This window comes from Bradyrhizobium sp. USDA 4506, from assembly GCF_054058795.1.
On sequence record NZ_JBSSBM010000002.1, the window covers coordinates 2,719,473 to 2,737,578 of the forward strand.

15 protein-coding genes and 1 pseudogene are annotated in these 18,106 nt (G+C 66.0%); 10 read left to right on the forward strand and 6 right to left on the reverse strand.

All coding sequences use genetic code 11. From position 1 onward, the window contains the following. The first annotated feature begins 26 nt into the window (after positions 1-26). From ACVIHF_RS14935 to ACVIHF_RS14950, 4 genes are read left to right on the forward strand one after another with little or no spacing between them, the layout of a single operon-like run. Positions 27-821 (forward strand): ABC transporter substrate-binding protein, encoded by a 795-nt coding sequence (locus tag ACVIHF_RS14935; RefSeq protein WP_456780570.1) that lies wholly within the window; start codon positions 27-29, stop codon positions 819-821. Between the two features lie 8 nt (positions 822-829). Further along, complete coding sequence (locus ACVIHF_RS14940; RefSeq protein ID WP_456780569.1) at positions 830-1,495, forward strand: amino acid ABC transporter permease; 666 nt, start codon at positions 830-832, stop codon at positions 1,493-1,495. Then, on the forward strand, positions 1,482-2,738 hold the full coding sequence (locus ACVIHF_RS14945; protein ID WP_456780568.1) for a M20/M25/M40 family metallo-hydrolase: 1,257 nt from the start codon (positions 1,482-1,484) through the stop codon (positions 2,736-2,738). The genes ACVIHF_RS14940 and ACVIHF_RS14945 overlap by 14 nt, the downstream gene beginning before the upstream one ends. Beyond that, positions 2,735-3,670 (forward strand): arginase family protein, encoded by a 936-nt coding sequence (locus tag ACVIHF_RS14950; protein WP_456780567.1) that lies wholly within the window; start codon positions 2,735-2,737, stop codon positions 3,668-3,670. Before ACVIHF_RS14945 ends, ACVIHF_RS14950 begins: the two co-directional genes overlap by 4 nt. A gap of 53 nt (positions 3,671-3,723) precedes the next feature. On the opposite strand, the gene ACVIHF_RS14955 is transcribed toward ACVIHF_RS14950, so the two are convergent. The 3 genes from ACVIHF_RS14955 to ACVIHF_RS14965 all read right to left on the reverse strand — a co-directional run bounded on the left by ACVIHF_RS14955 (position 3,724) and on the right by ACVIHF_RS14965 (position 8,372). Continuing rightward, positions 3,724-4,950: a GGDEF domain-containing protein gene (locus ACVIHF_RS14955; protein WP_456792194.1), complete on the reverse strand. Its 1,227-nt coding sequence runs from the start codon at positions 4,948-4,950 to the stop codon at positions 3,724-3,726. Between the two features lie 106 nt (positions 4,951-5,056). Further along, positions 5,057-6,610: an AMP-binding protein gene (locus tag ACVIHF_RS14960; protein ID WP_456792195.1), complete on the reverse strand. Its 1,554-nt coding sequence runs from the start codon at positions 6,608-6,610 to the stop codon at positions 5,057-5,059. Between the two features lie 28 nt (positions 6,611-6,638). After that, the gene (locus ACVIHF_RS14965) at positions 6,639-8,372 is read right to left on the reverse strand and encodes an extracellular solute-binding protein (RefSeq protein WP_310879262.1); all 1,734 of its coding nucleotides are present in this window, start codon (positions 8,370-8,372) and stop codon (positions 6,639-6,641) included. A 370-nt stretch (positions 8,373-8,742) separates the two neighbouring features. Here ACVIHF_RS14965 and ACVIHF_RS14970 point away from each other — a divergent pair, with 370 nt between their 5' ends. Both ACVIHF_RS14970 and ACVIHF_RS14975 read left to right on the forward strand, forming a co-directional pair. Then, positions 8,743-9,573, forward strand: a complete 831-nt coding sequence (locus ACVIHF_RS14970) for an invasion associated locus B family protein (protein WP_028340693.1) — start codon at positions 8,743-8,745, stop codon at positions 9,571-9,573. A 492-nt stretch (positions 9,574-10,065) separates the two neighbouring features. Beyond that, a pseudogene (locus ACVIHF_RS14975) lies at positions 10,066-11,186 on the forward strand (MFS transporter). Positions 11,187-11,233: 47 nt separating this feature from the next. Here the strand turns inward: ACVIHF_RS14975 and hspQ are convergent. Continuing rightward, positions 11,234-11,566 carry a heat shock protein HspQ gene (gene hspQ, locus ACVIHF_RS14980; RefSeq protein WP_021081543.1) on the reverse strand — a complete coding sequence of 111 codons (333 nt, stop codon included), beginning with the start codon at positions 11,564-11,566 and terminating at the stop codon, positions 11,234-11,236. 121 nt (positions 11,567-11,687) lie between these two features. Between hspQ and ACVIHF_RS14985 the strand changes: the two genes are divergently transcribed. Then, positions 11,688-12,641, forward strand: coding sequence for an AEC family transporter (locus ACVIHF_RS14985; RefSeq protein WP_016845765.1), 954 nt, complete (start codon positions 11,688-11,690; stop codon positions 12,639-12,641). A 70-nt stretch (positions 12,642-12,711) separates the two neighbouring features. Here ACVIHF_RS14985 and ACVIHF_RS14990 read toward each other — a convergent pair whose 3' ends face one another. After that, entirely contained in the window at positions 12,712-13,896 is a 1,185-nt protein-coding gene (locus tag ACVIHF_RS14990; RefSeq protein WP_456780564.1) for a UbiH/UbiF family hydroxylase, read from the reverse strand. A 132-nt stretch (positions 13,897-14,028) separates the two neighbouring features. Here ACVIHF_RS14990 and pcsA point away from each other — a divergent pair, with 132 nt between their 5' ends. From pcsA to ACVIHF_RS15005, 3 genes are all read left to right on the forward strand, one after another. Then, positions 14,029-14,757, forward strand: a complete 729-nt coding sequence (gene pcsA / locus ACVIHF_RS14995; protein WP_456780563.1) for a phosphatidylcholine synthase — start codon at positions 14,029-14,031, stop codon at positions 14,755-14,757. Next, the gene (locus ACVIHF_RS15000; protein ID WP_456780562.1) at positions 14,754-15,479 is read left to right on the forward strand and encodes a TerC family protein; all 726 of its coding nucleotides are present in this window, start codon (positions 14,754-14,756) and stop codon (positions 15,477-15,479) included. Before pcsA ends, ACVIHF_RS15000 begins: the two co-directional genes overlap by 4 nt. 158 nt (positions 15,480-15,637) lie before the next feature. Continuing rightward, positions 15,638-16,612, forward strand: coding sequence for a quinone oxidoreductase family protein (locus tag ACVIHF_RS15005; RefSeq protein WP_456792196.1), 975 nt, complete (start codon positions 15,638-15,640; stop codon positions 16,610-16,612). A 102-nt stretch (positions 16,613-16,714) separates the two neighbouring features. Here ACVIHF_RS15005 and ACVIHF_RS15010 read toward each other — a convergent pair whose 3' ends face one another. Then, positions 16,715-17,911, reverse strand: a complete 1,197-nt coding sequence (locus ACVIHF_RS15010) for an acetylornithine transaminase (protein ID WP_456792197.1) — start codon at positions 17,909-17,911, stop codon at positions 16,715-16,717. Positions 17,912-18,106 lie beyond the last annotated feature (195 nt).

Below are 18,106 nucleotides of genomic sequence, written 5' to 3' on the forward strand. Positions count from 1 at the left end.
CAATGCACGACAGGAGATTGAAGCTCATGCCGAATCTGCGCCGACTTGCCTTCGTTTGCGCGCTCTTTCTCTCGATGACGCCGGCGGCTGCCCAGCAGACGCAGTCGCTCCTCTACGAGATCACCAAGAGCGGGGTACTCAGGGTCTGCATCTGGCCGATGTACTATTCAATTTCGTTCCGCAATCCAGATAGCGGACAGCTCGAGGGGATCGACATCGATCTCTCCAAGGAGCTCGCCAAGGACATGGGCGTGAAGCTGGACTATGTGGAGACCAGCTTTGGCAGTTTCATCGCCGACCTGCAGGCCAACAAATGCGATCTCGGCATGTTCGGCGTCGGGGCGACGATGAAGCGCGCGCAGGCCGTCGCGTTCTCGGACCCGTATCTGACGAGCGGCGTCTATGCCGTCGTGCGCAAGGGCGGCCCTATCACATCCTGGGCGGATATCGACAAGCCGGGCGTCAACGCCGGCGTCTCGCTCGGCAGCTATGTCGAGAACTTCATGCGGTCCTACTTCAAGAACGCCAAGACCGTCGCGGTCGCACCTCCGGCCACGACCCAGGCTGAGCTGATGGCGCAACGCGTCGACGTCGTCATGACCGATTATCCGGCCTCGATCAAAATGAATGCCCAGTTCGACTGGACCACGACGGTGGCGCCGCCGGAAAACCTGTCCGTGACGCCTTACGCGTACGTCATGAACCAGGGCGACCAGATCTGGTTGAATTACGTGAACCTGTTCGTTCGCACCATCAAGCTCGATGGCCGGCTCAAGGCCGCCGCCGAGAAGAACAAGCTCGGACCGATCGTCGCGCCCTGAGACATCAGATGCAAAGCTACAGCTTTCGCTGGGACGTCATCCCGAACAATCTGGGTTTTCTTGCCTCCGGCATGGAAATGACCCTTTTCATTTCAATTGTCACGCTCGTGGTGGCGACCCTGTTGGGGCTCGTCATCGCGATCATGCAGATGTCCCGCTTCCGCTTCGCGCGCATCATCGCGCTTTCGGTCGGCGAAATCGTCCGCAATACGCCGATCCTCGTGCAGCTGCTATGGGTCTATTACGTGCTGCCGATCGTCTTCAATGTGAGGATCGATGCGCTGGCCGCATCGATCCTCGGTCTCTCGCTCTATTCGGCGGTGTTCATCTCCGAGGTCTTCAGGGCGGGCATCCAGACCGTTCCGGTCGGGCACCGCGAGGCGGCGCAGGTGCTCGGCCTGACGCCCGCGCAGAGCTTTGTGCGGATCGTTGGCCCGCAGGCGATTCGCAGCGTGCTGCCGCCGCTGGCCGCCAATTTCGTCCAGCTCATCAAATATTCCTCGCTTGCGTCCGTGGTGTCGGTCGGCGAGGTCACGCGGCGCGGCATGGAGTTGTCGTCGTCAACGTTCAGGCCGCTGGAAATATTCACCTTCATCGCGGGGGTGTATTTCGCGATCTGCTGGCCGCTCACCCACTCAATCCGCATATGGGAAGCGCGCCTTGCACGACGTTGATCGAGTTCGCCGCGCGGTTTCGAGCGATCGGACCAGCCAGGTCGTCGAGCTGGCGATGCGGCTGATCGGAGTGGCGTCGCCAAATCCGGACGGCGACACGCGCGCCGTCGCGGCGCTGGCGGCCGATCTCCTCAGGGCGCATGTGCCGGGCGTTGCGGTTGAGCTGCATCCGGGGACAGCCGAGATCGTCAACGTCGTCGCGCGGATCAAAGGCCATGCCCCCGGCCGCCGCATCGTGTTCAACGGCCATCTCGACACCTATCCGTTGGGCGAGCGGATGAGCTGGTCGGTCAATCCCGACGGAGAGGTCGTCGGCGGCCGCCTTTACGGCCGCGGCGCGGCTGACATGAAGGGCGGCATTGCGGCATCGATGGCCGCGATGGCCGCACTGGCCGAGCAGCGCGAGGCATGGGCGGGAGAGGTGGTGCTGACGCTCGCCGGCGACGAAGAAAGCATGGGCCCGTACGGCACCAAATACCTGCTCGACCAGGTCTCCCATGCCAGCGGCGACGCCGTGATCATTGGCGACGCCGGTTCGCCGATGGTGTTGCGCTTCGGCGAGAAGGGATTCCTCTGGATCGAGATCGAGGCGGAGGGCAGCGCGGCGCACGGCGCGCATGTCCATCTCGGCATCAATGCGATCGATCGCTTGCGCGAAGCGCTGGACAGAGTGAGTGAGCTGCGCAGCCTGGCAGTTGCGATGCCGGTCAATGTCACCGATGCCATCCGCCGCGCAAGGCCCGTCTCCGAACCGTTGTGCGGCGCCGGCGAAGCCGACGTCCTGTCGAACGTCACGGTCAACATCGGAACGGTGAGTAGCGGTTCGTCACCGAACCTGGTGCCGAGCCATGCGCGAGCGGCCATCGACCTGCGTCTGCCGGTCGGCGTCACGTCGGAAGCTGTTCTCGCGCTGTTGCGAGAGGTGCTCGATCTGCCCGGCATCACATGGCGCGTGTTGCGCTGCTTCGAACCCAATCACACCGACCCCGGTAACGAGATCGTCACGCGCTGCGCAACTGCGGCGACGGACATCATCGGCAGGGCGCCGGCGATCAACATGCGCGTCGGCGGCTCCGATGCGCGCTGGTTTCGCATGGCCGGAATCCCGACGGTCGTCTATGGACCGACACCTCACAACATGGGCGCGCCGGACGAGTACGCTGACATCGCCGAACTGGCGACGGTGTCGCGCGTGCACGCGCTGACCGCCTTCGACATGCTGACAAGAGAGAACAGAGAATGAGCGACGTGGTGGGTTTCGTGGGTCCGGAAACATTCATGGGATTGCCGGCGGGGTTACCGCGGCCGGGCAGCCGCGCTGCCGTGCTCGGCGTGCCGTTCGATTGCGGCACGCATCCGTTCCGCGTCGGCGCCCGGCAAGGTCCCCTGGAGGTCCGGCGGGAGTCGCGGCTCATTCGCCGCTATCATCCGTCGCTCGCCGACGTCGATGTGCTGTCATTGCTGGGGGCGGTCGATGCCGGCGATGTTGCCTTGGTGCCGGGACGCATTGAAGACGCCTTTGTCAAGATCGAGGCTGCCGCTGGCCAGATTCTCGAGCTTGGCGCGGTGCCGGTCGGGATCGGCGGCGACGGTTCGGTTTCGCTTCCGCTGATGCGCGCCGCCGCCCGGTATCACAAGGATCTCGTCGCATTGCATATCGACAGCCATACCGATGCATATCCGTATACGCCGGACGATCGGTACAATGCGGCCACGCAGTTCACCAACGCGGCGCAGGAAGGCGTGGTGAACGCCGGCCGATCCTGGCACATCGGCGTGCGCGGCTTCACCTATTGCCCGGGTGTGCTCGAACATACGCGGTCGCTCGGATTTCGCGTCGTCACGATCGAGGAGCTGATGCGGCGCGGTTTCGCGCAGACCGTCGCGGAATTCAGCCAGGTCGTCGGCGCGCGGCCGGTCTATCTGTGCTGGGACATGGATGTGTTCGATCCATCGGTTGCTCCCGGCGTCTGCACGCCCGCCTGGGGAGGCCTGTCGGCCCGCGAGGGGATCGAATTGCTGCGCAGCCTTTCAGGCTTGAATATCGTCGCGATGGATTTCAACACGGTCAGCCCGCCACAGGACGTTCAGGGGATGGCCGCCCAGCTCTGCGCCCATATGATCATGGAGGCTCTCGTGCTGCTTGCCGCGGGCATGGGGCTGTTGCCGGACTGAAATCGCGGCGGCTTGATAGGTCACCCTGACTGTGCCCTAAAAATCCGCGGGCCTTACGACGCAGCGCGCTCCGGCGTTCCGAACAGGCGGCCGAGCAGCGACAGTGCGGAATCGCCCGGCATCAGCGTTGCGACGCTGACGGCGGGCTCGGAGCGGGCATCGCGGCGGCCGTTCTGGGTGTGGCGCATCACACTCGCCAGACGCCGCGTGATCGCTTGTGCGTTGCGCAGGTCGGTGCCGGCGAATGCCACGACCAGCGAGCGGCCGTCATGCACCGCGCCGAAATCGGCCCGGCGCATCAGCCGGCTGATGATCCGTGCGCCGTCGAACTGCGCGCGCGGCTGCGTGTTGTCGAAGGTGAAGCGTGCCACCGAGAGCGCGCCGCCGCGCTCGGCGGTCTGGTAGACCGCGGTCGCGAAGTCGCGCTCGAACGCGGCCTTGGTGAGCAGGCCGGTGCGGGCATCGATCAGGCCCTTGGCGTCGATCGCCTTCAGCATGCGGCCGAGCCGCGCCTCGAAGGCGTGCTGGCGGATCATCGGCAGCGCCATGTCGGCGATGCGGGTCGGCCCGGCCGTGACGATCTCGAGATTGGGCAGCTCGTATCGCGGCGTCAGCTCGCCCGAGGCGACGATCACCGGCAACGGGCGGAAGCGGACATCCTCGGTCAGCACGGTCAGGAACGCATCCATCACCCGCGGCGTGAAGCCTTCCGCCAGCACGATGCCGTCGATGTCGCGGCTCGAGAGATGCTTGGCGGCGGCCTCGATGCTCAGTGCGCCGACCACGCCGGCGCGTTCGCCGAGCGCGACCGACAGCGTCGGGTAGGCGCCGCCGCGGCCGATCAACAGCGCGGTGGCCTCTCCGATCGGATCGATGTCAGACAGGGCGATCGGTGCCGGCGGCACCAGGCGGCGCATCACGGTAGAATGCAGCGCGCGAACGCGTAAGGACGCGTTGAGCCGGGCGACCAGCCGATCCGGCAGACCCTTGCTCTGGAAGAATGCGATCACGGTGTCGGGCAGGGTGGTCGCGGGATCGACCGCGATCAGCGGCAGATACGGCGCACGGGCGGCGGCGCGCTTGGCGAGGCCCGACAGGGTGACGAAGTCGACCCCCTCGGCGGCCGCGATGATCGCGGCCGGCTTGACCTGCTCGATGGCCCGTCCGACCTCGTTCCAGCCGGTGACCACGACCGGGAAGAGTTTCGTCTCATCGAGGGCTGCGGCAAACGACGGCTTTGTCGACGCCGATACGATGAGGACCGGACCTTGTTGGGACATTCGAACGCTCGAAACCAATGCTTAAGATCAGCAACGGCTGCGATGCTAGTTCGCATGGCTTAATGCGGCGTCAACACAATGATAAGACTAACACAATGATAAGATTTTAACTCAACCCGGCGCCACCACGGTCGCGAAATGCCTCGACCATCAAGGGGTTAAGCCCAAGTTCTGTGAGGGCGTCGCGGGCGCGCGCATTGTCCTGTGCCCGTCCGGCGAGCCGGTGGCCGCTGAGACGGTCCGGCAATGCGGTGAGCAGCGCGCCCTGGCCGAGGCGCCGCGACCACTCCTGCAGCTCCTGGGCGAGGAAGCGGTAGCCGCCGACCGTCATCACCCCCGACGGCGGCGCGGTGATGTTGACGGCCCCGGTCGCGCGATCGACCCGCGCGGCATATTCGGTGTCGACGAAATCGCGCGGCGGCGGCGCGATCAGGCTGTCGCCGGGCGGAGGCGGCGGCGCATAGGCGGCGACCGGCACCATCGGGCCGCGCAGGCCGAGCGTGCCCTTCGGCGTCAGCAGGATCTCGCCGGCGACCGATGCGCCGGGCGCTTCGCGCGGCGCACTGTGCGGCCCCGGCTTGATCACGGCCGGCGATCCGTCCTCGGCGGTGCGGCGGGCGCCGAACAGCCCGGCCTCGCCGAACAGATAGACGTCGGTCATGGTCACCCGCCGCGAGCTCCAGTGCGCGCTGGAGGCAACCTGCTCCGGCGTACGCCAGAGGCCGATCACGGTGCGCAGGCTGGGCAGGCGCTCCGACAGGCCGCGCTCGTCGAGCCGCAGCGCGAGCTGCGCCGGCGCGATCAGCGTATTGCAGGTGTGATCGTTGAACTGGGTCTCGAACGCGTCCTCGTCGAAGGGGTGGTGCAACACCAGCGTTCCGCCCGACAGGAGCCAGGTCACCAGCGACGCGCAGATGCCGGCGAACGACATCGGCGCGAACGCCGACATGATGGTGGCGCCTGGCGGCAGATCGCTCTCCAGCGACATCGCGAGCCCGCCGGCGATCAGGCCAAAATGCGCCCGCGGCACCGGACGAAGACCTTCGCTGGTGACGTCGAAGGAGATCAGCGCCGGCTTGCGGCCGTCCTGGATCATCGGGCGCGAGGCCCGGGAGTCCTCCAGGATCGCCTGGTCGAGCGACGCCATGCCTTCGGGCAGATCGGTCCCGAAGCCGCAGACATGGCGGATCGAGAACGCTTCCGCCGCGGCGTTCATGGCGATGTCGGCATAGGAGACGCCGTCGATCCGGCCGCAGCTGACGATTGCCCGCGCCGCGGTGCGGTTGAGCACAGACGTCAGCTCGGCCTGCCGCCACAGCAGCGGCAGCGGCACCACCACGAGGCCGACCCGATGCGCGGCAAGGACGGTCAGAGCGAATTCGACCGTGCCGGGCAGCTGCACGGCGATCACCGTGTTGGCCGGCAATCCGCTCTGCACGAAGTGGGCGGCGATCGCCGAGATCGCGCGGTCGGCCTGGGCATAGGTCAGGCGCTTGCGGGTCTGTCCGGTGATGCGCTGCTTGTTGAGCGGGTCGACCAGCGCCAGCGCCTCGGGTTGCCGCGACAAAGTGCGCTTGAACAGGGTATCGAGCGTTGGCGAGGTGATCGACTGGTTCACGGGTTCAACGTCGGTTGCATCGCTTCGCTCGGACCAGGTCATGCCGCGTCGGGTCGTATCACTCGGCAAATCATCTGGATTGCGTGCCGGGCTTCTGCCACCAGGTCTCCGGCAGGTAGCCCGTCAACGCCGTGGTCGAAGGCCGTTCTATCCGATTCCAGCGCGCGATCCATTGCTCTCCCAAGTTAAATAGGGGGATAGCGTAGAAGCCCGACATCAGGGCCCGGTCCAGCGCCCGCACCGCCGAGACGAAAGCCGGCCGCTCGCGTGCCGCGAGCAGCGCCGCAATCATGGCGTCGATGGCGGGATCCTTGGCGCCCATGTAATTCCTTGTGCCCGGCACATCGGCGGCCTGGCTGCTCCAGTAGAACCACTGCTCGTTGCCCGGCGACAGCGACTGGTCCCAGCGGATGGGGATCATGTCGAAGTCATAGCCGACCCGGCGCTGCTCGAACTGCACCGCGTCGACCACCCGCACCGCGGCTTCGATGCCGGCCCGCTTCAGGTCACGCTGATAGGCGAGGGCGATCCGCTCATGCTCGCGCGTCGTCACCAGGATCTCGATGCGCAGCGGCGTCCCTGTCGAGCGCTGCTTCAAGACTGTGCCGTCGAGCGCGTAGCCCGCCTCGGCGAGCAGCGCGAGCGCACTGCGCAGGAGGCCGCGGTCGCGCCCCGACCCGTCGGTGACCGGCAGTCGATAGCGGCCGTCGAGGATATCGGGCTGGATGTGCGACAGATATGGCTTGAGCAGCTCGCGCTCGCGATCGTCGGCGGGGCGGCCATAGGCGGACAGATCCGATCCGGCGAAGAAACCGCCGGCCCGCGAAAACAGTCCGAAATAATAGTTGCGGTTGACCCATTCGAAATCGAACAACATCGCGAGTGCCTGACGCACCCGCAGGTCGGCGAATTTCGGCCGCCGGCTGTTGAAAACCAGGAATTCGGACGGCCGCGGCGTGCCGATCTTGATGGTGTCGCGGATCACCTCGCCGTTGCGCGCCGCCGGGAAGTCATAGCCGTCGTGCCAGCGCAACGGCTCGGTCTCGGTCCGGAAATCATACAGGCCGCGCTTGAAGGCCTCGAACATGCCGTTGGCCTCGCGGTAGTAATCGAGCCTGATCTCGTCGAAGTTCCAGAGGCCGCGGTTGATGGGCAGGTCGCGGCCCCAATAATTGGGATCGCGCGTGAAGGTGACGCTGGCGCCGGGCTTGACCGCCGTCACGCGGTAGGGGCCGGACCCGATCGGCGGGGCCAACGTCGTTTCCTCGAACTTCTCGGGATCGATGGCGTGCCGCGGCAGGATCGGCATCAGGCCGAGGATCAGCGGCAATTCGCGATCCGCCACGCCGCCGAAATCGAACCGGACCGTGAGCGGGTCGAGCGCCTCGGCCTTTGCGACTTTCGAATAATACTGGCGGTGCATCGGACGGCCATGGTCGCGCAGCAGCGCCAGCGAGAACAGCACGTCGTCGGCGAGTACCGGCCGTCCATCCGAGAAGCGGGCGCGTGGATCGATGTGGAATGTCACATAGCTTCTGGCGTCGTCGGTCTCGACGCTGCGCGCGAGCAGGCCGTACAGCGTGAACGGCTCGTTATTGCCCCGCGCCATCAGGCTTTCGTAGACATAACCGCGCTCATAGCCGTAGCCCCTGACCTGCTGCACGGCGATGCCCCTGATGATCAGGGGATTGAGGCTGTCGAAGGTGCCAATCACGCCCTGGACCAGGCGGCCGCCCTTGGGAGCGTCGGGATTGGCATAGGGCAGGTGGGTAAAGTCGGGTGGCAGCGCTGGGGCGCCATGCATCGCGATCGCGTGGCTCTCGGCGGCCGCCGCAGGGACCAGCCCGCTCGTCGTGTACCCCAGGACCAGCCAGATGGCGGCCCATGCGGCGCGCCAAGTGTGCCCGGGAACACGTGCGTGAGGCGCCGGATTTGATTCGCGAAACGTCACGTCCGGAGGTTTATCACAGGCGGCTGAAACTCGCCGCGAGATGGGCGCAAATCCGCTTGTCGGCATTGATCTTTCCGCGCGCCGCTGTATTGAAGGCGTGCAATTCGAAGGCGGGAACGCCTGTCACGTATCCGCCTCAATTGACTAGGAGACAGCCGCCCAAACGGCTATGTGTCGGCGCCTGCAGCGGTTTCGGGCTTCCGTTCAGAAAGGGTTTTCCGCAATGAATTTCCGTATCTTGGCCGCCCCGGTCCGGCCGCATGGGCGAATTGTTGCCCTGATGGCGGCGACGGCATTCTCTGCAGCGCTCCTGGTTCCTGCCGCTCGGGCCCAGCAGCCGGCAGCGCCGGCGCCTGCGGCACCGAAGGCTGCGCCCAAGGCGGCACCCAAGGCAGCTCCAAAGGCTCCGGCAGCCCAGGCGCCCGCCCAAGCACCGGCCGCCGGCCAGCCGCCCGCTGCGGCCGCCCAGCCGCCGGCGCAGGATCAGCAGATCCAGCTGATCTACGCCCCCTGGACCAAGTTCTGCCTGAAGGGCCAGGAAGCCAACGCCAAGCAGGTCTGCTTCACCGGCAAGGACGGCCGCATCGAGTCCGGCCAGCCGGTGATCGCCGCCGTGATCATCGAGCCGGAAGGCGAGCCGAAGAAGATCCTGCGCGTCACGCTGCCGCTCGGCATGCAGCTCGTGCACGGCACCCGCATCATCGTCGACGGCAACCCGCCGCAGCAGGCGCCCTATGTGATCTGCTTCCAGAACGGCTGCATGTCCGACTATGAAGCAACGCCCGAGCTGATCGCCAACATGAAGAAGGGCCAGAACCTCGTGGTCCAGGCGATCAATTCCAACGGCGCGCCGCTGACGCTGCCGCTGCCGCTCAACACCGAATTCGCCAAGGCCTATGACGGCCCGCCGACCGATCCGAAGGTGTTCGAGGAAAACTCGAAGAAGCTGCAGGAAGAGTTGCAGAAGCGCGCCGAAGAGCAGCGCAAGAAGCTGGAAGGCGCGGGCGGTGGCTCTGCGCAGGCTCCGGCGCCGGCCAACCCGGCGGCCAAGTAAACACCTCAATCACGCGTTCAAGAAAACGCGAGATCATCGCGATCAAAAGGCGCCCGGAAGGGCGCCTTTTTTGTCATGCGAAACAGACTGGCTGCTGGCAGCCTGCTGCGCTGGTGATCGTGCAGATCGTGTGCGATGGTCGTCAAAGGGTGCTTCGATTGCGTCGCGCGGTGAGCGCGCATCGGCGGTGCCTGGTCCGGACAAGTCCGGCGTCGAAGCACAATCATAAATCCGATACGGGAGGCCAGACGAAAGCGCGAACAGCGCCTTCGATGCGCAAATGCGCGCGTGGTTCTTCCGCGAATCCTGGCCGCCGTTCGCAGTCATGGAAGTCGCGCAATGTCCCAGCAAGTCAGCACGCAGCGGCGGGAACCGGGCTCCCGGCCTCGGGAGCAGCCGACCGGCGGTGCTTCGGTCGATGCTGGCGTTCGCGTCAGCCAGGACAACGTCCCCGGAACGTTTCATCCCGGCATCGTCCATCTCGCGCTGGCGATGGGCGGCTTCGCGATCGGCATCGCCGAATTCGCGACCATGAGCCTGTTGCCGTTCTTCGCCCGCGATCTGCACGTCAGCGAGCCCGAGGCCGGCCACGCGATCAGCGCCTACGCGCTCGGCGTCGTCGTCGGTGCGCCGGTCATCGCGGTGCTGTCGGCGCGCGTGACGCGGCGGACGCTGCTGATCGCGCTGATGGGTTTCTTCGCGCTGATGAACGGCCTTTCGGGGCTCGCGCCCGATTATCACACCATGCTGGCGCTGCGCTTCCTGGCGGGGCTGCCGCACGGCGCCTATTTCGGCATCGCCATGCTGGTCGCGGCCTCGCTGGTCCCGACAGACAAGCGCACGGCGGCTGTCGGCCGCGTGCTGCTGGGGCTCACCATCGCGACCACGATCGGCGTTCCGCTCGCCAACGGGGTCGGGCAGGCAATCGGCTGGCGCTGGGCGTTCGCGATCGTTGCCGGCCTCGCGCTCTTGACCGCGGTCCTGGTGCTGATCTTCGCCCCGCGTGATGCCGCCAACAGCAAGGCGAGCCCGCTGCGTGAACTGTCGGCACTCGGGCGCAAGCATGTCTGGCTGACGCTGGCGATCGGCGCCATCGGTTTCGGCGGGCTGTTCTCGGTCTACACCTATCTGGCCTCGACCATGCTGGCGGTGACCCAGACCTCGCCGGCGCTGGTGCCGGTCACGCTGTGCGTGTTCGGCGCCGGCCTCACCGCCGGCAACATCATCGTGCCGCGCTTCGCCGACCGCGCGCTGATGGCAACCGCAGGTGGGCTCCTGCCGTGGTCGGCGGCGACGCTCGCACTCTATCCGCTGGCGGCCGGAAATTTCTGGACGCTGACCGCCGACGTGTTCCTGATCGGGCTGGGCGGGGCGCTCGCCACCGTGTTGCAGACCCGCCTGATGGACGTCGCGGGCGAGGCGCAGAGCCTCGCCGCGGCGCTCAACCACTCCGCCTTCAACGTCGCCAATGCGCTGGGTCCGTGGCTCGGCGGAATGGCGGTCGCAGCCGGCTATGGCTGGAGTCGACCGGCCTCGTCGGCGCGGGGCTGGCGCTGGCGGGATTTGTCGTCTGGGCGATCGCGGTTGTCTTGGCCAGGCGCGAGGGGGTGTGAGCGTGGCAGCGCGAACGCCGTGGCATTCGCCGGAGCGCCGTCGGACCTCAGTTCAGCGACGGATTGCGCGGACGGTAGCCGCCCGATTTGTCCTTGATGAAGATCTCCGCCACCTGAGAATGCCGGATCGGCTCGCCGGACTCGTCGGGCAAGAGGTTCTGCTCCGAGACATAGGCGACGTACTCGGTCTCCGAGTTTTCCGCGAGCAAATGGTAGAACGGCTGGTCCTTGTGGGGCCGCATGTCCTCGGGGATCGACAGCCACCATTCCTCGGTGTTGTTGAACTCCGGGTCGATATCAAAGATCACGCCCCGGAAGGAGAACACCCGGTGACGGACGATCTGCCCGATCTGAAACTTGGCGGTGCGCGCTTTGATCATGGCTCGTCGATAGACCAACATTGTGGCCGATGCTAGGGGCTAAGGTCCGAATTAACCCGCGCCTTACCGATTCCAGCCCTGCAAAAACGACCCGAAATCCGGCCGAGAAACTACTTTCAGAATGATCGATATCCTCAATCTGGCGTTGCCGTATTTCGGCTTGATCTTCATCGGTTACGCGTGCGGCAAGGCCAAGGGTTTGCCCGAGAGCGGGCTCGCCTGGATGAATTTCTTCCTGCTTTACGTTTCGTTGCCGGCGCTGCTGTTCGGGATCATGTCCAAGACGCCGTTTGCGGAGCTGAACAACCCGCCATTCCTGATCGCCACCACGCTCGGAACCGTGCTCGCATTCTTCCTGGCGATGGTCGCGGGCAAGGTGATCGGCGGGCTCACGCTGCGCGAGGCGACGCTGGCCGGCCTGTCGGGCGCCTATGGCAATATCGGCTATATGGGGCCTGGCCTCGCGCTCGCCGTGCTCGGTGCCAAGGCGGCGGCGCCGACCGCGCTGATCTTCTGCTGCGACAGCATCTTCCTGTTCTCGATCGTGCCGCTGCTGATCGAGCTCACCGACCGCGACCATCCCTCGCTGCTGCACGCACTCGGCGTGGTGCTGCGGCAGATCGTGCAGAACCCGCTGATCATGTCGGCGGTGTTCGGGGCGCTGGTCGCCGCGTTTCACATCCCGATCCCGGTCGCGCTCGATCGCACCATCCAGTTCCTGGAAAACGCCGCCGCGCCGACGGCGCTGTTCGTGCTCGGCATCACGGTGGCCCTGCGGCCGTTCGAGCGGGTGCCGTGGGAGGTCCCGGGCGTGGTCGCGATCAAGCTCTTGATCCATCCGCTGCTGGCGTTCGGCCTGATGCTGCTGTTCGGCCCGTTCGCGCAGCCTTGGGCCGCGACAGCGGTGCTGATGGCTTCGCTGCCGCCGGCGCTCAACGTGTTCGTGATCGCGCGGCAGAACGACACCTGGATCGAGCCGGCGTCGGTCGCGGTGCTGATCGGCACCTTCGCCTCGGTTGTCACGCTGACCAGCGTGATGTGGTTCATCCAGAGCGGACGGCTGGTGTTTCCCTGATCGGCGCGCTTCTTATTTGACGCGATTTCTTAACGCGAACCGGTACCCACTTCGCTCGAAAACGCTTTGCTCACCGCCGCCACGATGGCGCGAGGCCTTCGCGCATCGCGAGGCGCCGCAACGGGCCGAATGCGCCGAGCAGATGCAGGCCGGCAGCACGCGCCGTCTGCATGCCGAGGAAATCGCTCAGCAGCGACCGGTTGGCGATGTCGATCGCCCAGGTCCGGCTGGCGACATCGGGGCGCCGCGCCGCCTGGTAGCGCGACAGCACATTGGGCGCGCCGGGATCTTCACCACGACCGATCGCCTGCCCCGTGATCTCGGCGATATCAGCGGCATCGCGCAGTCCCATATTGAGGCCCTGCGCGCCGATCGGCGGCAGCACATGGGCGGATTCCCCGACCAGCGCGATCCGGTCCTTGGCGAATTGCCGCGGCCGTTCGATCGCCAGCGGAAACACGTGACGGCCGCCCTGGACCTCGACGCGGCCGAGGATCGAATGCGATTGTCGCTCGGCGGCGACGGACAATTCGTCGTCCCCGAGTGCCATCAGCCGTTCGGCCTCCTTGGGCGCCGAGACCCAGACCACGCTGCTTCTGACGCCGCTGAGCGGCACGAACACGCAGGGGCCGTGCTCGGTGTGGAACTCGGTCGAGATGTTGTGGTGCGGCCGGGTGTGGGTGACGTTGAAGGTGAGGGCGGACTGCCCGAGCTCGCGGCTTGTCACCTCGATGCCGGCGGCCTCGCGGGACAATGAATGGCGCCCGTCGGCACCGACCACGAGCCGGGCGTGAAGCGACTGGCCCTGCCGCGTCACCACGGTGACCGCGGCATCGTCCGGCCGCACCGAGGCGGCTTCATCGTCGAACCGCGTCAGCGCGGACATTTCGCCGGCGCGGTCCTCGAGCGCCGCGACCAGCGAGCGGTTGTCGATGTTGAAGCCGAATTGCTCGCGGCCGATCTCGTCGGACGAGAAGCGCACCTCGGGCGCACGGATCAGGCGGCCGGTGTCGTCGACGAGGCGCATGGTCTTGAGCGACGCCGCTCGGTCGCTGCAGCGCCGCCAGACGTCGAGCCGATCCAGGATATCGGTCGAGGCACCGAGCAGCGCGGTGGTCCTGTTGTCGGCATAGGGCGCGCGGCGCGCCAGCAGCGCAGTCCGCGCACCTGCGTCGGCAAGGGCAATCGCAGCCGTCAATCCGGCCGGACCGCCGCCTATTACGATAACGTCATAATCCAGCGAGCTGTCGGTCATATCAGGACATTTGACATGCTTGGCCCGATTTTCAAGCCATCGGTAACCACCAAGAGTTTCCAACGCTTTGCGCGGCGGAACGCCGCAAGACCGCATATGCAAACCGGTCCGATTCCTGATAGCACTCGGCCGATGGAGCATTCGAGCCAGCCCGATGCGTTGCCAGAACGGATGCGGACCGCCGCATTCACCGTTCATATTTTCACGGCGCTCGGCGCCGGGGTCGCGCTGCTGGCGATGCTGGAGGCGGTGCGCGAGCACTGGGCCAACATGTTCGCCTGGCTCGGGGTTGCGCTCATCATCGACGGGATCGACGGCCCGCTGGCGCGCCGGCTCGACGTGGTGCGGCTGCAGCCGAACTGGTCGGGCGAGGTGCTCGACCTGGTGGTTGATTTCGTCACCTATGTGTTCGTGCCGGCCTATGCGATCACCGCGAGCGGCATGCTGCTGCCGCTGGCGGCGCCGATCCTCGGCATCGGCATCGTGGTCTCCAGCGCGCTGTATTTCGCCGACCGCCGCATGAAGGCCGATGACAACCATTTCCGCGGCTTCCCGGCGCTGTGGAATGCGGCGGCGTTCTACCTGTTCCTGCTGCACCTGCCGCCGGTGCTGTCGACGATCGTGGTCGCGGCCCTGATCGCGCTGACCTTCGCGCCGTTCCACGTGCTGCATCCGCTGCGTGTGGTGCGGCTGCGCTGGCTGACGCTGTGGCTGCTCGGCGCATGGGCACTGCTCGGCATGTACACGCTTGCCAACGATTTCGTGGTCGGAGCCCCGATCACCTTCGGTCTCTGCGCCATCGCCGTCTACATCATCGGCAGCGATACCGTGATCCGCCGGATGAAAGCCTTCAGAGCATGATGCAACTGATCACCAGCCCGGAAGCCTGGGCGGCGCTGCTGACCCTGACTGCGCTCGAGATCGTGCTCGGCATCGACAACGTGATTTTCCTGTCGGTGATCGTGTCGCGGATCCCGCCGGCGCAGGCCAAGCGCGCGCGGCAGATCGGCCTGCTGCTGGCGCTGGTGTTCCGCATTGTGCTGCTCTCGATCCTGGTCTGGCTGATCGGGCTGACCCAACCGGTGATCACCGTCAGCGACGTCGCGCTGTCGTGGCGCGACATCATCCTGATCGGCGGCGGCCTGTTCCTGATCGCGAAAGCGACCCATGAGATCCACGGCGAGGTCGAGGCGCGCGAGGCGGACGCCGATGACAGGCCGAGCGCCAGCGCGTTCTTCTGGGTGATCGTGCAGATCATCATCATCGACCTGGTGTTCTCGCTGGATTCGATCATCACCGCGATCGGCATGGCGCAGGACATCGAGATCATGATCGCGGCGGTGGTGATCGCCTGCGCCATCATGTACATCTCGTCGGGACCGGTGGCGCGGTTTGTCGCGGAGCATCCGACCACCAAGATGCTGGCGCTGGCCTTCCTGGTGCTGATCGGCGTGGCGCTGGTGGCCGACGGCTTCAAATTCCACATCCCGCGCGGCTACATCTATTTCGCGATCGCCTTCTCGGCCGCGGTCGAGGCGTTCAACGTCATGGCCAAGCGCAACCGCAGGAAGCCGGCGCGCTAATGGGCATGATCTCCGGGCAAACGCTGTGCGTTTGTCGCGAGGGAAAGCCGCTTCGCACTTTTCCGGATCGTGCCGTAGCCGGTTCCGGCCCGCTTGGTTGACAAGCCGGCCGCGATGGCATTCGCTCGCTTGACGCTGATATTGAGGGGAGCGACGACATGACCAAGGCTGTGCGCGTGCACCAGGTGGGGGGCCCGGAAGTCCTGACCTATGAGGACGTCGAGGTGGGCGCGCCGGGGACGGGCGAGGTCCGGATCCGCCAGCACGCGGTCGGTCTGAACTTCATCGACGTCTATTTCCGCACCGGTCTCTACAAGGCGCCCGGCCTGCCGTTCATTGCCGGCAACGAGGCTGCCGGCGAGGTGTTGGCCGTGGGTCCGGGCGTGACCAATTTCCACCCCGGCGATCGCGTCGCCTACTACTATAATCTCGGCGGCTACGCGTCCGAGCGCGTCATCCCGGCCGACAAGCTCGTCAAGCTGCCCGACCACATCACCTACGAGCAGGGCGCCGTGCTGATGCTGAAGGGACTCACGGTCTGGTATCTCCTGCACAAGACCTTCAAGGTCGAGCACGGCCATCGCGTGCTGATCCACGCCGCGGCGGGCGGCATCGGGCTGCTCGCCTGCCAATGGGCGCGGGCGCTCGGCGCGCATGTCATCGGTACCGTCGGCTCGAAGGCGAAGGCCGATCTCGCGCTCGCCAATGGCTGCGATCACGTCATCCTCTACAACGAGGAGAACTTCGTCGAACGCGTCAAGCAGATCAGCCGCGGCGAGCTCTGCGACGTCGTCTATGACGGCGTCGGCAAGACCACGTTCCCGGGATCGCTGTCCTGCCTCAGGCCACGCGGTTTGTTCGTCTCCTTCGGCAACGCATCGGGTCCGGTGCCGCCGTTCGCGCTCGCCGAGCTCAACAACCACGGTTCGCTGTTCGCGACGCGGCCCAAGCTCAACGACTATGTCGGCACCCGCAAGGAGCTGCTCGAGGGCGCCGACACGCTGTTCGCCGCCGTGATCAACGGCAAGCTGCATGTGCCGATCAACCACGCCTATGCGCTGAAGGATGCGGCCAAGGCGCATATCGACCTGGAGAGCCGGGCGACGACGGGCGCAGCGATCCTGCGGCCGTAATTCTCGCCGTCATTGCGAGCGAAGCGAAGCAATCCACCTCTCCAGCCGGGAAGATGGATTGCTTCGTCGCTTCGCTCCTCGCAATGACGAGCGGGGAGGATCCTACGCCACCCGCCGCGCCGCGCCGACCTTGGTCAGCACCGTATCCAGACAGTCGATGACAAGGGAAATCTCCTCCCGCGTCACGTTCAGCGCCGGCATGAAGCGCAGCGTGTCCGGCTGCGGCGAGTTGATCAGCACGCCGGCCGCGAACGCCTCGGCAACCACGGCGGCACCGATCGGCATCTTCAGGTCGAGCGCCAGCAGGAGGCCGCGGCCCCTGATCTCGCCGAGACCGTGCCGCGACGACAGCCGCTGCAATTCGCGCTCGAGCAAAAGGCCGGCATCGACGACCGATTTCAGGAAATCGGGCTTTGCGATCTGATCGAGCACGACAAGCCCCGCGGCGCACATCAGTGGATTGCCGTTGAAGGTGCCGCCCTGATCGCCGTGATCGAAGCACGAGGCATGCTCGGTCGCGAGCAGGGCCGCGAGCGGCACGCCGCCGCCGATGCCCTTGCCGAGCGTCATGATGTCGGGCTCGACCCCGGCGTGCTGATAGCCGAACAGCTTTCCGGTCCGGCCGATGCCGGTCTGGATCTCGTCGACAATGAGCAGCAGGCCGCGCTGCTGGGTCAGCGCCCGCAACTCCTTCAAAAACTCATCCGTCGCAGGCCAGACCCCGGCCTCGCCCTGGATCGGCTCCAGCATGACCGCGACCGTCGACGACGTGATCAGCTTTCGCACCGACTCGATGTCGTTCAGCCTGGCCTTGCGGAAGCCCGAGACCTTCGGCTCGAACAGGGGCTCGAACGCCTTCTTGCCCGAGGCCGACATGGTCGCGAGCGTGCGGCCGTGGAAGCCGCCTTCGAAGGTGATGATCTCGTGGGCACCATTCTTGTACTTGGCGCCGAATTTCCGCGCGAGCTTGATCGCACCTTCATTGGCCTCGGCGCCCGAATTGGCAAAGAACACCTGGTCGAAGCAGCTGTTGTCGACCAGCAACTTTGCCAGTTTCAGGCTCTGCTCGTTGTAGAACGCCGGGCTTGGCGTCAGCAGCCGTCTCGCCTGCGCGGCGAGCGCGTCGGCTACGATGACCGGCGAGTGGCCGAGGGGATTCACGGCCCAGCCCTGCACGAAGTCGAGATAGCGGTTGCGGTTGCTGTCCCACAAATACGAGCCCGCGCCGCGCACGAACACGACCTCGGGGCGAGCGGTGATGTCCATCAGCGCATCGAACGGATGGGTGGCGTTGGTCATGTCGTTCTCCTCTGGGTCGGTGTTGGGAAAGGGCAGGCCGAAAAGCGAGAAGGCCGCGCTTTGGGGGCGCGGCCTTCTCGAAAACCTTGGCTGATTTATAGGATCAGCGATGGCGTCGGACACGGCGCAGCCCAGCATCGTCGCGGGTGCGACGACGGCAGATGGCGCGGCGGTGGGTCCGGTTCAGCTTCATGG

Coding starts and splice junctions, on each gene's coding strand:
- ACVIHF_RS14935 (WP_456780570.1), top strand. CDS start 27: ATGCCGAATCTGCGCCGACTTGCCTTCGTTTGCGCGCTCTTTCTCTCG.
- ACVIHF_RS14940 (WP_456780569.1), top strand. CDS start 830: ATGCAAAGCTACAGCTTTCGCTGGGACGTCATCCCGAACAATCTGGGT.
- ACVIHF_RS14950 (WP_456780567.1), top strand. CDS start 2,735: ATGAGCGACGTGGTGGGTTTCGTGGGTCCGGAAACATTCATGGGATTG.
- ACVIHF_RS14955 (WP_456792194.1), bottom strand. CDS start 4,950: ATGTCCCAACAAGGTCCGGTCCTCATCGTATCGGCGTCGACAAAGCCG.
- ACVIHF_RS14960 (WP_456792195.1), bottom strand. CDS start 6,610: ATGACCTGGTCCGAGCGAAGCGATGCAACCGACGTTGAACCCGTGAAC.
- ACVIHF_RS14965 (WP_310879262.1), bottom strand. CDS start 8,372: ATGCATGGCGCCCCAGCGCTGCCACCCGACTTTACCCACCTGCCCTAT.
- ACVIHF_RS14970 (WP_028340693.1), top strand. CDS start 8,743: ATGAATTTCCGTATCTTGGCCGCCCCGGTCCGGCCGCATGGGCGAATT.
- hspQ (WP_021081543.1), bottom strand. CDS start 11,566: ATGATCAAAGCGCGCACCGCCAAGTTTCAGATCGGGCAGATCGTCCGT.
- ACVIHF_RS14985 (WP_016845765.1), top strand. CDS start 11,688: ATGATCGATATCCTCAATCTGGCGTTGCCGTATTTCGGCTTGATCTTC.
- ACVIHF_RS14990 (WP_456780564.1), bottom strand. CDS start 13,896: ATGACCGACAGCTCGCTGGATTATGACGTTATCGTAATAGGCGGCGGT.
- pcsA (WP_456780563.1), top strand. CDS start 14,029: ATGGAGCATTCGAGCCAGCCCGATGCGTTGCCAGAACGGATGCGGACC.
- ACVIHF_RS15000 (WP_456780562.1), top strand. CDS start 14,754: ATGATGCAACTGATCACCAGCCCGGAAGCCTGGGCGGCGCTGCTGACC.
- ACVIHF_RS15005 (WP_456792196.1), top strand. CDS start 15,638: ATGACCAAGGCTGTGCGCGTGCACCAGGTGGGGGGCCCGGAAGTCCTG.
- ACVIHF_RS15010 (WP_456792197.1), bottom strand. CDS start 17,911: ATGACCAACGCCACCCATCCGTTCGATGCGCTGATGGACATCACCGCT.